General features: G+C 52.4%; 15 protein-coding genes. 9 read left to right on the top strand and 6 right to left on the bottom strand.

Annotated features, from left to right (window positions below; genetic code table 11):
* Positions 1-21: 21 nt before the first annotated feature.
* Both hydE and C7386_RS04730 read right to left on the bottom strand, forming a co-directional pair.
* Positions 22-1,068 carry a [FeFe] hydrogenase H-cluster radical SAM maturase HydE gene (hydE, locus tag C7386_RS04725; protein WP_110436789.1) on the bottom strand — a complete coding sequence of 349 codons (1,047 nt, stop codon included), beginning with the start codon at positions 1,066-1,068 and terminating at the stop codon, positions 22-24.
* Positions 1,061-1,318, bottom strand: a complete 258-nt coding sequence (locus C7386_RS04730) for a TM1266 family iron-only hydrogenase system putative regulator (RefSeq protein ID WP_110436788.1) — start codon at positions 1,316-1,318, stop codon at positions 1,061-1,063. The genes hydE and C7386_RS04730 overlap by 8 nt, the downstream gene beginning before the upstream one ends.
* Before the next feature lie 426 nt (positions 1,319-1,744).
* Here C7386_RS04730 and nrdD point away from each other — a divergent pair, with 426 nt between their 5' ends.
* From nrdD to C7386_RS04745, 3 genes are read left to right on the top strand one after another with little or no spacing between them, the layout of a single operon-like run.
* Positions 1,745-3,865: an anaerobic ribonucleoside-triphosphate reductase gene (gene nrdD, locus C7386_RS04735; RefSeq protein ID WP_110436787.1), complete on the top strand. Its 2,121-nt coding sequence runs from the start codon at positions 1,745-1,747 to the stop codon at positions 3,863-3,865.
* Between the two features lie 5 nt (positions 3,866-3,870).
* A complete protein-coding gene (gene nrdG, locus C7386_RS04740) occupies positions 3,871-4,365 on the top strand; it encodes an anaerobic ribonucleoside-triphosphate reductase activating protein (protein WP_110436786.1) in 495 nt (164 codons plus the stop codon).
* A 16-nt stretch (positions 4,366-4,381) separates the two neighbouring features.
* A complete protein-coding gene (locus C7386_RS04745; RefSeq protein WP_110436785.1) occupies positions 4,382-4,897 on the top strand; it encodes a dCTP deaminase/dUTPase family protein in 516 nt (171 codons plus the stop codon).
* 153 nt (positions 4,898-5,050) lie between these two features.
* Here the strand turns inward: C7386_RS04745 and C7386_RS13415 are convergent, their stop codons facing one another.
* A complete protein-coding gene (locus C7386_RS13415) occupies positions 5,051-5,197 on the bottom strand; it encodes a hypothetical protein (RefSeq protein WP_165815463.1) in 147 nt (48 codons plus the stop codon).
* Positions 5,198-5,338: 141 nt separating this feature from the next.
* Between C7386_RS13415 and C7386_RS04750 the strand changes: the two genes are divergently transcribed.
* The 6 genes from C7386_RS04750 to pdxT all read left to right on the top strand — a co-directional run bounded on the left by C7386_RS04750 (position 5,339) and on the right by pdxT (position 12,555).
* Positions 5,339-6,814 carry a DUF3794 domain-containing protein gene (locus C7386_RS04750; RefSeq protein ID WP_110436784.1) on the top strand — a complete coding sequence of 492 codons (1,476 nt, stop codon included), beginning with the start codon at positions 5,339-5,341 and terminating at the stop codon, positions 6,812-6,814.
* A gap of 14 nt (positions 6,815-6,828) precedes the next feature.
* On the top strand, positions 6,829-8,304 hold the full coding sequence (gene spoIVA / locus C7386_RS04755; protein ID WP_110436783.1) for a stage IV sporulation protein A: 1,476 nt from the start codon (positions 6,829-6,831) through the stop codon (positions 8,302-8,304).
* Between the two features lie 130 nt (positions 8,305-8,434).
* Entirely contained in the window at positions 8,435-8,947 is a 513-nt protein-coding gene (locus tag C7386_RS04760) for a nucleoside/nucleotide kinase family protein (protein ID WP_110436782.1), read from the top strand.
* Positions 8,948-9,008: 61 nt separating this feature from the next.
* Complete coding sequence (locus C7386_RS04765; RefSeq protein WP_110436781.1) at positions 9,009-10,934, top strand: HlyD family secretion protein; 1,926 nt, start codon at positions 9,009-9,011, stop codon at positions 10,932-10,934.
* A 162-nt stretch (positions 10,935-11,096) separates the two neighbouring features.
* On the top strand, positions 11,097-11,969 hold the full coding sequence (pdxS, locus tag C7386_RS04770; RefSeq protein WP_110436780.1) for a pyridoxal 5'-phosphate synthase lyase subunit PdxS: 873 nt from the start codon (positions 11,097-11,099) through the stop codon (positions 11,967-11,969).
* A 1-nt stretch (position 11,970) separates the two neighbouring features.
* On the top strand, positions 11,971-12,555 hold the full coding sequence (gene pdxT, locus C7386_RS04775) for a pyridoxal 5'-phosphate synthase glutaminase subunit PdxT (protein WP_110436779.1): 585 nt from the start codon (positions 11,971-11,973) through the stop codon (positions 12,553-12,555).
* Positions 12,556-12,721: 166 nt separating this feature from the next.
* On the opposite strand, the gene C7386_RS04780 is transcribed toward pdxT, so the two are convergent.
* Genes C7386_RS04780 through lspA form a run of 3 tightly spaced genes read right to left on the bottom strand, consistent with a single transcriptional unit; the run spans position 12,722 to position 14,924 of the window.
* Entirely contained in the window at positions 12,722-13,534 is an 813-nt protein-coding gene (locus C7386_RS04780) for an HAD family hydrolase (RefSeq protein WP_110436778.1), read from the bottom strand.
* Entirely contained in the window at positions 13,531-14,451 is a 921-nt protein-coding gene (locus tag C7386_RS04785) for an RluA family pseudouridine synthase (RefSeq protein WP_110436777.1), read from the bottom strand. The genes C7386_RS04780 and C7386_RS04785 overlap by 4 nt, the downstream gene beginning before the upstream one ends.
* Positions 14,452-14,453: 2 nt before the next feature.
* Positions 14,454-14,924: a signal peptidase II gene (lspA, locus tag C7386_RS04790; protein ID WP_110436776.1), complete on the bottom strand. Its 471-nt coding sequence runs from the start codon at positions 14,922-14,924 to the stop codon at positions 14,454-14,456.
* Between the last annotated feature and the right edge of the window lie 34 nt (positions 14,925-14,958).

Below are 14,958 nucleotides of genomic sequence, written 5' to 3' on the forward strand. Positions count from 1 at the left end.
GAGTCCCTTAAAATGTATCACTTATCGGATAATATCTCCGCGTGCGGTAACAATCCGGCAGCCGACCGACGCCACACGGCGCGACAGGCAGCCGATGCACTGTGCAGCCTCCTCGCCGGTACATAGTTTGCCGTCGTACAGTGCATATTTTTTTCGCACCCCAAGCGGAGACAGATTGGGCATCACTACGTTTGCACCAGCCTGCAGTCCGCGCTCGCGGCCGTCCGGCCGGATGGTGCCAAGCGCCGTTGTGGCGGGCAGCAGCAAATGCGGCTGGATCAGCCGCAGCAGTGACAGCAGATACACTGTCTGCTCACACGTTCCTGCCGGAAAATCGCGGAACGGTGTGTCTTTCTGCGGAATAAACGGGCCGATACCGCACATCTCCGGCCGAAATTCTTCGATGAACTTTAAGTCCTCAGCGAGTGTCCGCGCCGTCTGATACGGCGAGCCAACCATAAAGCCACAGCCGGTCTGGTAGCCGATGTCTTTCAAATCACGAAGGCAGCGCATGCGGTTGTCAAACGACATCTGCGCCGGATGCAGCTTTTCATAATGTGCCTTATTGGCGGTTTCGTGACGGAGCAGATAACGGTCCGCGCCTGCGTCGAACATCGCCTGATAGGCTTCACGAGGGAACTCTCCGAGCGACAGCGTTACTGCACAGTCCGGAAACTCGGCTTTGATCTGTCGTACCAGATGGCAAACCACATCGACTGAGAATGCGCCGTCCTCGCCGCCCTGCATGACAAAAGTGCGGAAGCCGAGCGCATAACCTTCCCGGGCACAGTCCAGTATCTGCGCCTCGGTCAGTCGATAGCGGTCACATGCGGGATTGGAACGCCGGATACCGCAGTAATAGCAGTCGTTACGGCAGATATTGCCGATTTCGATCAGTCCGCGAATGTACACATCCGTACCGTATACCTGTTTGCGTAAGGCAACCGCTTTCTCCGCGGCATAGGCCGCCAGTTCGTCGCTCTGGTTTTCGATCAGATATTCGTATTCCTCTATTGACAGACTGTGCTGCGCTTCCAGCCGGTCAATGAGCTGCTTCGCCTTATTCATCGCTCTGCACATTGGAGTATGCGGTCTTGACGCTGATACCGTCCAGATTGCCGATCTTGCCGGACAAAGCCGAGATCACATCCTGCGGCGCATCAATGGCGATGGACACAATGTTGATATTGCGCGCTCGATAGGGAATACCCATGCGCCCGATGATATAGCTGCCGTACTCATGCAGCAGGGTATTGAGCCGTTCCACAGAATCCGTGTTCTCTACCACGATTCCCATTACGGCAACTCTTGTTTGCATAAAAACACCTCGGAATAAAAAATAACTGCGTCCTCTGAAAGACGCAGTCCGGTACAGATATAAACGGCGCTTCCGTGCAGAAAACGCTGCAATACGATGTGGACGGCTCCTTTCATGCAGAATCTGCGGACGCAGAGGCTTACTGTCAGGATCGCTACCTCTATTATAGAGGATAGTCGGCAGACCCGCAAGCAAAACCGACGATTTTATGCAAAGAATTATTTTCGCAAAAATATGTATGATATTTTTGTCGAATTTTATCCTTCCAAATCTATATCTTGTATGGTACAATGCAATAGCAGCACACGATATATGGGTATGTGCTTTTGCACTTCGCCTGTAAACGGCAGTGCTTTTTTGTTCGCTTTTTGTCGGACAATATGATATAATAATGAACGTATGAAATTTAGAGAGGAAGAACAACACATGGTTCGAGTTGTCAAAAAGGATCACACCAAAGAACCGTTTAACATCCAGAAGGTTGTTATCGCCGTTAATAAGTCGGCAAACCGAGTCCTCTACAACTTTACAGAGGATGAGCTGAAGTCGATCTGCAATCATGTCGAGGGTTATATCCGTGACCATCACATGACCGAGATTCAGATCTGGCAAATGCACAACATCGTCGAGTCCGCGCTGGAGGCGGTGCGCCCGGAGGTTGCCAAAAGCTACCGCGACTACCGCAACTATAAGCAGGATTTTGTCGGCATGCTGGACAGCGTATACCAGAAAAGCCAGTCCATCATGTATATCGGCGATAAGGAAAATTCCAACACGGATTCCGCGCTGGTCTCCACCAAGCGCAGCCTGATCTTCAATCAGCTCAATAAGGAGCTGTACCAGAAGTTCTTTATGAACACCGAGGAACTGCAGGCCTGTCGGGACGGCTACATTTACGTCCACGATATGTCGGCGCGCCGCGATACCATGAACTGCTGCCTGTTTGATGTAGCGAGTGTCCTCAAGGACGGCTTTGAGATGGGCAATCTGTGGTACAACGAGCCGAAAACACTTAATGTTGCATTTGACGTAATCGGCGATATCGTGCTGTCTGCGGCGAGCCAGCAGTACGGCGGCTTTACCGTGCCGTCGGTCGATCTGCTGCTCGAGCCGTATGCCGAGCGCAGCTACAAAATGCTGACCGAGAAGTATACTCGTCTGGGTCTGGATGCTGATACGGTCGAGAAGGAAGTTATGGCGGACATTCTCAACGACTTTGAGCAGGGCTTCCAGGGCTGGGAATACAAGTTCAACACGGTAGCATCCAGCCGCGGCGACTATCCGTTCATCACCATGACGATGGGCACCGGCACGGGCCGCTTCGCAAAGCTGGCCTCCATCACCATGCTGAACGTGCGCCGCAAGGGGCAGGGTAAAAAGGGCCAGAAGAAGCCCGTACTGTTCCCGAAGATCGTATTCCTGTATGATGAGAACCTGCACGGTCCCGGTAAGCCGCTCGAGGATGTATTTGAAGCCGGTATCCTGTGCTCGTCCCGCGCGATGTACCCGGACTGGCTTTCGCTCACCGGCGAGGGTTATGTGCCGAGTATGTACAAAAAGTACGGCGCGATTGTCAGCCCGATGGGCTGCCGTGCGTTCCTGTCTCCGTGGTTCGAGCGCGGCGGCATGAAGCCTGCGGACGAGAACGACAAGCCGGTATTTGTCGGCCGTTGGAACATTGGTGCGGTATCGCTGCACCTGCCGATGATCTACGCCAAGGCTCAGCAGGAGAGCCGTCCGTTCCGCGAGGTGCTGGACTACTATCTGGAGCTTATCCGCAAGCTACATATCCGCACCTATGCGTACCTGGGGGAGATGCGTGCATCTACCAATCCGCTGGCGTACTGCGAGGGCGGTTTCTACGGCGGACATCTCAAGCCGTCGGACAAGATCAAGCCGATCATGAAAACCGCTACTGCGTCGTTCGGCATTACTGCACTTAACGAGCTGCAGGAGTTGTACAACGGCAAATCGCTTGCCGAAGACGGTCAGTTTGCCCTCGAAACACTGCAGTATATCAACGATAAGGTCGAACAGTTCAAGAACGAGGACGGCAATCTGTATGCTATCTACGGTACACCGGCAGAGAGTCTGTGCGGTTTGCAGGTCGAGCAGTTCCGCAAGAAATACGGCATCATCGAGGGTGTTTCCGATCGTCCGTATGTCTCCAACAGCTTCCACTGCCACGTTACCGAGGACCTGACACCGATTCAGAAGCAGGATCTTGAGGGTCGTTTCTGGAATCTGTGCAACGGCGGCAAGATCCAGTACGTCAAGTACCCGATTGACTACAACCATGAGGCGATTCGCTCTCTGGTGCGCCGCGCCATGGCAAAGGGCTTCTATGAGGGTGTCAATCTTTCACTCGCGTACTGCGATGACTGCGGTCATGAGGAGCTTTCCATGGACGTCTGCCCGAAGTGCGGCAGCCGCAACCTTACCAAAATCGAGAGAATGAACGGCTATCTTTCCTACTCTCGCGTGAAGGGCGATACGCGCCTGAACGATGCCAAGATGGCCGAAATTGCTGAAAGAAAGAGTATGTAACACGAATGCAGTATCACAATATAACCAAGGACGATATGCTCAACGGCGATGGCCTGCGTGTTGTGCTGTGGGTGGCCGGCTGCGGACACGCCTGTCCCGGCTGTCACAACCCCATCACATGGGACGCGGAAGGCGGACTGCTGTTTGATCAGGCAGCAAAGGCTGAGCTGTTCACCGAGCTTGGCAAGGACTATATCTCCGGCATCACGTTTTCCGGCGGTGATCCGCTTTTCCCCGGCAACCGCGAGGAGATCAGCGAGCTGTGCCGCGAGATTCGGCAAAAGTTTCCGGATAAGACCATCTGGCTGTATACCGGCTACCGCTGGGAGGAAATCAAGTGGCTGCCGTTTCTTGATCAGATTGACGTGCTGATCGACGGTCGTTTTGTACAGGCGCAGGCCGATCCGCAGCTTCACTGGCGCGGCAGTGCCAACCAGCGCGTGATTGATGTTCCGCGCACGCTTGCGGCTAACAGTATCGTCCTGCATGACGATAAGTAAAAAGGAGTGCTGAATTATGCAACAGATCGCACAGTTTTTCAAGGTATCCGAGGAACAGTTTGTCCGTGACTGGTGCACGGCTACCCGCCGCAGCGCGGATGAGGCCAAGAAGGTCTATCAGAACATCCAGCTGCCGCGCCGCGCGACCAAGGGCTCTGCCGGCTATGATTTTTTTGCGCCGGAAAGCTTTACGCTTGTTCCGCATGAGACCATCCTTATTCCGACCGGTATCCGCGTTATGATCGAGGACGGCTGGGTGCTGAGCCTGTACCCGCGTTCCGGTCTGGGCTTCCGTCACCGTCTGCAGCTTGACAATACGGTCGGCATTATCGACAGCGACTACTTTGAGGCTAAAAATGAAGGACACATTCTCATTAAGATGACCAGCGACGATCACAAGGGCAAAACCCTATCGGTTGCCGCAGGCGACGGCTTTGCACAGGGTATTTTCCTGCCGTTCGGTATCACCGTGGACGATGAGGCTGACGGTGAACGCACCGGCGGCTTCGGCAGCACGACTGAAAAGAAGTAACAATTCCATAAACAGCCAAAAGCGCATTCACAGAGATTTATCTGCGAATGCGCTTTTTCTTATGCCCTGTTTACATGAAACAGGCAGCACAGGATCCCGCGTAAGCACTTGGGACTTTTCCATACAACAACCTTCATCATGCCTTACCCTCCTTCAGCACTGCAGCAGGAACAGCCCTGCCGCGATCACTGCCAGTGCAAATAGCCACACCGGCAGACAGGATGGGAGCAGACTGCCTAGCAGCAAGCCTGTTCCAAACATAAATACGGCAAGACCGATCGCCTGACCACGGCAGAACATAGCGCATCACGCTCCTGTTACCAGTATAAGCAGCTCGGATAGAAAATGTGACAGCAAAGCGAAACCGATCTGCTCATATTTTACGCAAGCGCTTCATATGGTAATGCAGGAGCAGCGGTGAAACCAAAGGAGGCAGCATCAATGGAACTGAATCAAACAAGCATCTGCTACTACGAAAAGAAATTAGCGCATATCTCTGCGGCGACAGAGAGTGCGGATTCGATTGTGCCGGACACGTTTCCGGATATCGGACGAATCGTGTGCGCGTATGGTACGGCGGTCATCAAGGACCAGACTCCACAGAATGACCGCCTGCTAGTATCCGGCACCGTGCAGACGACCGTACTGTACGAACCGGAAAACGGTGGTAAGCTGCGTCGACTCTCCGTGCCGGTCACGTTTGCGCATATTGAGGAATGTGAGGGTTTAACGGCAGAATCTATCTGCAGCACCGTGTGCCGCATTGCTGCAGTAGATGCCGAAGCTATGAACAGCCGCAAGGTGAGCGTCAGCGTTCAGCTTTGCTTTTTAACTGAAGGCTACTGCAAAGCTGAATGCAACGTGACGGAATCGGTCGAACTGGACGGCATAGAATGCCTGAGCCATTTGCAGAGCATAACGCTGCTGGAGCAGGTACGCAGTTATCCGGTGACAATACTGGATGACATACAGCTTGCGGATGCAGCGGAGCTGTCCCTGCTGCACACCGATTGCACGATGCAGGTATCCGAGTGCCGCGCCATGCATGGCAGAATCATCGTGAAAGGTGAAGCTGTGCTGCACTGCCTTGCCATGCAGGAGGATGATGCTGTGCGTGTACTGAACAGCAGCACGCCGTTCACGCAGATTCTCGAGCTGCCGGAAGCAGAAGAAGACGCCCTGACCGCAGTACGGATGACCGTATCTGAGGCAGACTGCCGATTGGAATCCGATGGCATGCTGTCCTGCACCATCAGCGCACAGGCTATGGTGCTGCTGCGGCAGGAGCGCAGGCTGCGCTGCATCGAGGATATGTATCTGCCCGGCAAGGAGCTTGCTGCGCAGGCAGAGCATCCTGTATTGCAGAATATGCCATCCGCGCAGCCGTTTACCTCCGAAGGCAGCGAGACTTTGCAGACCGCACAGCATGTATCTCATGTGATTGCCGCGCAGGCGGTCTGCTGCGGCGCAAAGCGTGTATCGGAGAGCGAGCTGCAAATCAAAGCTGGTGTTCGCGTGCTGTATTTGAGTGATGAACAGCAGCTTTGCGCGGTACAGCGTATTGTACCGCTGACCATGCCGTACAGCGAAGCCGGAGAGCCGGAAGAGCTTACGCTTTCGGCACGCGCCACAGCGGCGGGTGAGCGAGGATTGCTTTTGACTGTCACCGCAAACGGTGCTGCTGCAACACAGGAGCGTGTGACATTCTGCCATATCTCTGCGTTGGAGATCAAGCCAAAGGAGAGCAGTCATAACGGCGTAACACTGGTTCTCAAGCAGATCAACGGCGAAGAACGGCTGTGGGACATTGCCAAAAACTGCGGTACGACCGAGCAGGCCATCCGCTGTGCGAATGACTTGCCGACAGAGGCAGAGTGTGTGCAGAATGCCATGCTGCTGATTCCGATTCAGGACTGAAAGGCGGGAAGAGAATGGAAAACCAGATTTACGACCAAATCAGCAGCCGTACCGGCGGTGATATTTATATTGGTGTTGTCGGTCCGGTTCGTACGGGCAAATCCACATTTATCAAGCGGTTCATGGAGACTATGGTGCTGCCCGATATGGAGAATCCCTACAAGCGGGAGCGCGCACGGGATGAATTGCCGCAGTCCGGCACCGGACGGACAATTATGACTGCCGAACCGAAATTTGTGCCGGAAGAAGCGGCGGAAATCGCTCTGCCGGAAGGCGGCGCATGTCGGGTGCGGCTGGTGGACTGCGTAGGCTATCTGGTAGAGGGTGCACTCGGCGGCATGGAGGGAGATACACCGCGCATGGTATCTACACCGTGGCAGGAAGATCCCATGACACTGGCCGAAGCGGCAGAGATCGGCACGCACAAGGTTATCGGTGAACACTCTACCATCGGACTGGTGGTGACGACCGACGGCAGCTTTACCGAGCTGCCGCGTGAAGCCTATATACCGGCAGAAAAACGCGTAATTGAGGAACTGCAGTCACTCGGCAAGCCGTTTCTCGTACTGGTAAACTCGTCAGAGCCGAACGGCGAAGCGGCACAGCGTGTATGCGACGAGCTGCAGTCGCAGTACGGGATTGCACCGATTGCGGTGAACTGTCTTGAACTGGATGAGAGCGGCATTGCGGATATTCTGCAGCAGGTGCTGTATGAATTTCCGGTCTGCGAGATTGGTTTTGTCCTTCCGCGTTATATCGGTACTCTGCCGCTGCATCATCCGGTGCAGAACAGCATTTACCAGTGCATTCGCACAGCCGCCGCCAACGGAGAGAAAATGCGTGATGTACAGAAGCTATGCCGTACCCTCGAAGAGAACGAATACGTCGAGCGGGCGAGCGTGGACAATATGGCGCTCGGCAGAGGCTCGGCGGTCGTGCGTGTAGACGTACCGGAAACCGTATTCTACGGCATTGTCGGCGAGCAGACCGGCATTCAGGTGCGGGATGACGCAGATTTAATTCGTGTGCTTGAGGATTTCGCTGCGGTGAAACAGCAGTACGAACGGCTGCATGGTGCGCTCGATCAGGTATATCAGACCGGTTACGGCATTGTGATGCCGTCGGTGGAGGAGCTTTCGCTTGAGGAACCGGAAATCGTTCGGCAGGGAGGGCGGTATGGTGTGCGTCTGCGGGCTTCTGCACCATCCATCCATATGATGCGGGCCAACATCAAAGCCGAGGTCAATCCGATCGTCGGCACGGAAAAGCAGTCGGAAGAACTGGTACACTATCTGCTCAGCGAGTTTGAGGAACAGCCGGAGAAGATTTGGGAGACCAATATTTTCGGAAAGTCGCTCAATGAACTCGTGCGTGAGGAACTGTCGCACAAATTGAGCCGTATGCCGGATGATGCCCGTGGTAAAATCCGTGAAACACTGGAAAAGATCATCAATGAAAGCGCAGGAGGACTCATTTGCATCATCCTGTGAAATCGAGCGTGCCTGCCAAAAACAGGCACGCTTTTTTAACAGAATTGTAAAGACTGTCCGCTTGTAAAGGTCGATTTGCTGTGCTAAAATGTATAGTGTATAGAAATGCGCATTTGAAGGAGACTTTTACTTGACCAAACAAGTGTTTATCATAAACGGCAGCGGCGGTGTCGGCAAGGATACCGTATGCAGTGCTGCCGCGCAAAGCTGGAAGGTGCAGAACATTTCGTCCATCACACCCATTTTGCAGGTAGCCAAAGCCGCAGGATGGGACGGCACCAAAACACCGGCGGCACGTCGTTTTCTTTCGCAGCTGAAAGCAGACTGCACGGAATTCAACGACCTTCCGTTCCGCTACTGCACAGAACAGCTGCAGATATTTGCTGAAAATGATGCGGAACTGCTGTTCGTCCATATCCGGGAACCGGAGGAGATCGAGCGGTTTCGTCAGACAGCAGGCGTAAACTGCAAGACCATTCTCGTGCGTCGACCGACACTTGAGCAGGCACGCGGACAGCTGGGCAACCGCTCAGACGACGGCGTTGCAGCGTACGCCTATGATGCGGAATTCCTCAACGACGGTTCGCTGGAGGAACTGCCCGCAAAAGTACACGACTTTTTACAGGCTCTGATCAAGAGATAACTTTCAAGATCAGGCACGGCTCTGTTTCACAGGAACAGCGCATAGAAAGGAACATCAAAATATGAGCCAGAACAAGAAGAAGTTCTTCGGCAAGCACAAGGACGAGCAGGAGCAGGATCTCGAGCAGACGCAGCCGCTTCCGCCGATGCCAGAAAACAACTCTGACAAGACCGTTCAGACGGAGGAAAATACTGCACCGGAAGAAGCATCCGAAAAAGCTGATGCTGACGAAAAAAACGAGAAGGCAGAGCAGCTTGCCAAATCCTTTTGCAAAAGATTTAATCGAAGCAAGTGCATTCGCGTTATCATTGCAGCCGGATTGATTATTCTGCTGGTCGGCGGTTCGGTATTTGCTGTCATTCGCTCGCGCCATACCGGCACGGAGAACACACTTCCGACGACTGCAGTCGTTACCTATGGCGATATTGGCACTTATATCGAGGGCAGCGGTGAAACGGCGGCGCGCAATACGGAAGAACTTGGCTTGGGAATTGAGGGCAAAATCTCTCAGGTGCTGGTTTCCGAGGGAGATGAGGTGCATGCCGGTGATCCGCTAGTCGTTGTCGATCCGACCGGAATCCGCGAACAGCTGACAGCGGCACAGGCAGAATTCACTGCCGCGCAGAGTGAGCTGACCAACGCACAGGCAGCGATTACGCAGGCACAGAGCCGCATTGCCTCGGCGCAGAGCCAGTACACCCACGGCAGCGCTACGGCACCGTTCAGCGGCAAGTTTATCGCATCAAGCACATTTGCAGCAGGGCAGAAGGTAAGTGCAGGACAGACCATCGGCCGTATGGTCAACGACAGCCAGATGCAGCTTGCTGTACAGTTTAGTTCGGAATATGCCAAAGATATCAAGGCCGGTCAGACGGCTACGATCTCTACCTCTGTCGGACAGGTTTCCGCTGTAGTTTCGTCGATTGATTCCGCTTCCGGCAAAGGTACTTTCCTTGTTGTATTGACCGTACAGAATCCTTCCGGTGCACTGACGCAGGGAACGAGTGCTACCGCAACGATCAACAGCGACAGTGCCGGCACGATTTTCTCTTCCGGGTCGGGCACGCTGGACTACATCAAGGAGCAGGTTATCACGGCACCGATCGGCGGTGAAATCACGGCCTATAACGGCTCGAACCACACATACAGCAGCGGTGCAGTCATTATGTCAATTTCCAATGTTGCAGCGCCGGATACTTCGGACGCGCGAAGCAGTCTCACGGCTGCACAGAGCACGGCTGCAGCCGCACAGGCCAAGGTGAGCGAGATTCAGACGCGCATTCTAAAGCTGCAGCAGGAGATTCTGGATGCCACGATGACGGCTTCGATCGACGGCGTTGTCACCTCACTGAACGCGGAAGAAGGGGAGGAGACCGATGGTACCGAGCCTCTGGTTGTTGTTTCCGACCTAAGCGATACCGTTGTTACGGCCGAGCTGACGACAGATGAAGTGCAGTCTGTCGAGCCTGGTCAAACGGTAACAATGAACATGTACACGATGGATGGTTCCGAGCTGCCGCTCACCGGTGTGGTTGACTCGGTTTCGCCGGAGCCAAGTCAGAACACGGGAAGTCAGGGCAGTCTGACGACTTTTAAGGCAATTATCACGGTTGATTCTATCGAAGGTCAGGCGATTTCCAGCGGCATGATGGTCGATTACAAAATTGCAGTTGCCGAATCGGACAGCTGCCTGATAGTACCGACTTCCGCTATCGTTCACACGGCGGATGGCAGTACGGGTGTATTCACCAAAACGCTCATTGACAAGGACGGCAACGAAATTCCATTCGATGATACACTGCCGATTCCGGACGGCATGGAAGCGCCCGAAGGCTATCAGCTGGTAGCGGTGGAAACCGGCGTTTCAGATGCGAACAATACCGAAATTTTCTGGGGCGTCGATGAAGGTGCAACGGTTTATCTGAATGCCACACCAAATACATCAAACGCGGTAGCTGATGAGGAAAATACAGCATATAACAGCTGATAAGCAGTATAAAGCACGGCTTTTGTTTTAGAACAGAAACCGTGCTTTTCTTTATTTCTTACAAACTGGCATTACAAAATAATTGCCATCTGAGCATTTTAACATATTCAGATTGGGCGTATAATGCGTTCATACACCAAACAACAAAGGAGTCTGAACGACATGAGCGTACAGTATAAGCTGAACAAGGAGCTGGCCCAGATGCTGAAGGGCGGCGTCATTATGGACGTAACCACACCGGAGCAGGCGAAAATTGCCGAAGCAGCAGGCGCATGTGCAGTTATGGCGCTGGAGCGCATTCCGGCTGACATCCGTGCAGCAGGCGGTGTTTCCCGCATGAGCGACCCGAAGATGATTCGCGGTATTCAGGAAGCAGTTTCCATTCCGGTTATGGCGAAGTGCCGTATCGGTCACTTTGTTGAGGCACAGGTGCTGGAAGCAATCGAGATCGACTATATCGACGAGAGTGAAGTGCTGTCTCCGGCGGACGATGTATACCACATTGATAAGACACAGTTCAAGGTTCCGTTTGTATGCGGTGCGCGTGATCTGGGTGAAGCTCTACGCCGCATCGCTGAAGGCGCAGCAATGATCCGTACCAAGGGTGAGCCGGGCACAGGTGATGTTGTGCAGGCAGTTCGTCACATGCGCGCTATGAACGCAGAAATTCGCCGTGTGCAGAATCTGCGTGAGGATGAGCTGTTTGAGGCCGCAAAGCAACTGCAGGTTCCGGTTGAACTGCTCCGCAGTGTGCATGAAAATGGCCGACTGCCGGTCGTAAACTTTGCAGCAGGCGGCGTTGCAACTCCGGCTGACGCAGCACTGATGATGCAGCTTGGCGCAGAAGGCGTATTCGTTGGTTCGGGCATCTTCAAGTCTGGCGATCCGGCAAAGCGTGCTGCAGCAATCGTAAAGGCGGTTACTAACTACACCGATGCAAAGCTGATTGCAGAACTGTCTACCGATCTGGGTGAAGCAATGGTTGGCATTAACGAGAACGAAATCGCATTGCTGATGGCAGAGCGAGGCAAGTAAAATGGCAGTTGGAATTCTGGCGCTGCAGGGCGCCTTCGCAGAGCATGCCGCAGTGCTGGATAAACTCGGCGTACCGCACTTCGAAATTCGCCAGAAGCGCGATCTGGATCAGCCGATGAATGGTTTGATTATTCCGGGTGGCGAAAGCACAGTAATGAATAAACTCTTGCGCGAGCTGGATTTGTATGATACGCTGCGTGAGCAGATTCAAAACGGACTTCCTGTATTCGGAACATGTGCCGGTCTGATTCTGCTGGCTAAGCAGATTGATGGTGGCATACCATGCTTCAGTGTGATGGATATCCGCGTAAAGCGTAATGCCTATGGCAGACAGCTTGGCAGTTTTTTCACGGATGATCGGTTTGGCGGTAGCGAGAGAATACCGATGACATTCATTCGCGCACCATATATTGAGAGCGTAGGAAATAATGTCGAGGTGCTATCCATTGTTGACAGTAATATTGTTGCTGCACAGCAGGATAATATGCTCGTGACCGCATTTCATCCGGAATTAGATATGGATTTGACGGTGCATCAGCATTTCATTCGGATGGTTGAGCAGTTTCGGTTGAAGAATGCGAGATAACTAAAATAAGCGGCTCTGTAAGAGCCGCTTTCGTCTGTATAGAAAATCTACTGCACACAAAAATACCAATGTGCTGCGTAATTGCCAGCACCGCTAATTATACAAAATAAAGATTTTGTATAATTAGCAAACCATCTATTTTATAGCCATTAATAATTAACAGTTTTCATCCTATTTTCTCCAGATACTCTATCATATCAGCCACAGCACGATCATTATTAGAACTTACCGTTATATTGACATTTTGCAGCACTTCCGGCCCTGCATTGGCCGGTGCAAACGAAATCTGAGCTTCTTGCAGCATGGATTCATCATTGTAGCTGTCGCCAATAGCAAACACACGTTCAACGTCTGGTAAGTATTCAACAATATTTCGTAGAGCCGAACCCTTATTCACACCAGCGGCTGTGATTTCACAGAATGTCGGCATGCTGGATGTCACATCAAATACATGCGGATACCGAATCAGTAAATCCTGTGTAAGTGCGGTGATTTGTGCCGGTTCACCGGTAAAATTGACCGTACACCAGTCCGCAGTTGCGCTTTTTGCAAACTGCTCATTAGAAAGCATCTGATAATCCAAATGCAGCTTGTGCATGTGCTGCAGCGTGTGATCGCTCATTTGACGAATCAGCGCCGTTTCTGCAGTAAAAACCTCGCAACCGAATTGTGAATTATTTAACAATACATGCTCGATCATTTCTTTCGTCTCGTACGGCATTCCGGAGCAATACAAAATCTTGCGATTTTCATCGCAAATCAACGAACCATTCATCACACTGTATGGCGCATTGACCGGCAACTGGTCTATATATATGCCAATAGCATGAGGAGAACGGCCGGTCGCAAGCGACAGCCGTCCTCCCTGTTTCGTAAAATATTGTAATGCTCGCAAATTTTCTGCCGGAATTTGCTTTGAATCATCGAGCAGCGTACCATCCATATCGCAGGCCAGCAGCATACCCTTAAACTTTTTCATTGCATACGCTCCAATTTATCAAGAACTTCAATAAAATATTGTGGCAGCGATGCCGAAAACTCCATCCGCTCCCCTGTTTTCGGGTGCGTGAGCGTCAGCTTCGCTGCATGCAGACATTGACCGCCGATATTGGAAAACCGGTCTTTTTTCAGTCCGTACACCGGATCACCGATAATCGGATGACCAATAGATGCCATATGTACACGAATCTGGTGTGTACGTCCGGTCTCGAGCTGAAATGCCATATATGTGTAGCCGTTATATCGTTTGATGACAGTGTAATGCGTGATTGCTTCACGTCCGCCCTCCACGATTGCCATTTTTTTTCGATCCGTTTTGTGGCGGGCAATCGGCTTATCCACCGTTCCTGTATCATCCTTGACAGAACCAACCACAATCGCTTCATAGCCGCGATACGCCGTATGCGCCGCAATCTGAGCTGCCAGGCTCTGATGTGCGGCGTCATTTTTCGCCACAACGAGCAGACCGCTAGTATCCTTATCAATACGATGCACAATGCCCGGTCGATGTTCACCGTTAATGCCAGACAGACTGTCACCACAGTGGTACATCAATGCATTTACCAACGTGCCGTCCCAGTTGCCGGCCGCCGGATGCACAACCATGCCGCGTGGCTTGTTGACCACCACAATATCCGCATCCTCATAAACAATATCCAGCGGAATATTCTCCGGCTTGAGATCTACTTCCTTTAACTCCGGAAGCTGAACCGTAATCGCCTCGCTGCCGACCAGCTTGTAATTTTTCTTAAGTGGCTGACCGTTACAGCTTACTGCCTGCTCTGACAGCAGATTCTGCGCCGCAGAGCGGGTCAGTCCTTCAATCTGCTCTGCCAGCCAGCTGTCGATACGCTTGCCGGATTGCTCTGCCGGAACTGTAAATTGTAATTCACTCATGGTTACTTCTCCGCTTCGCTTGTTTCCTTATGCTGAAACATAAAATATAGCACAAACAGTACACCACCTGCACAAATGAAGATATCTGCCACATTAAATACCGGAAAATGAATCAGACGGAAGTCAAACATATCGACAACAAAACCGTGTGCTACACGATCAATGGCGTTGCCGAGTGCGCCTGCCGCCACCAGAATCAGAGACCAGCAGCCCAGCTGAGTCTGCAGCATATTCTTGTAAATCGCTGTGAAAATGGCAACTGTAATCACAATGGCCAATACAACAAAAATCCAGCGTGAATCAAATTGCGCGAACAGGCTGAATGCTGCACCGCGATTCTCGATATAAGTCAAGTGAAACACACCATTGATCAACGGAATGGTCTGCTGTGCCTGCAGGGACGTAAACGCCCAGTATTTCACTGCCTGATCTGCTGCAATCATCAGCAAGATTGCACAAATATAAATCGGCATCTTCTACCTCCAAAACAAAAAGGAGGAACAGAAT

The organism is Agathobaculum butyriciproducens (assembly GCA_003096535.1).
GTDB lineage: Bacteria > Bacillota > Clostridia > Oscillospirales > Butyricicoccaceae > Agathobaculum > Agathobaculum butyriciproducens.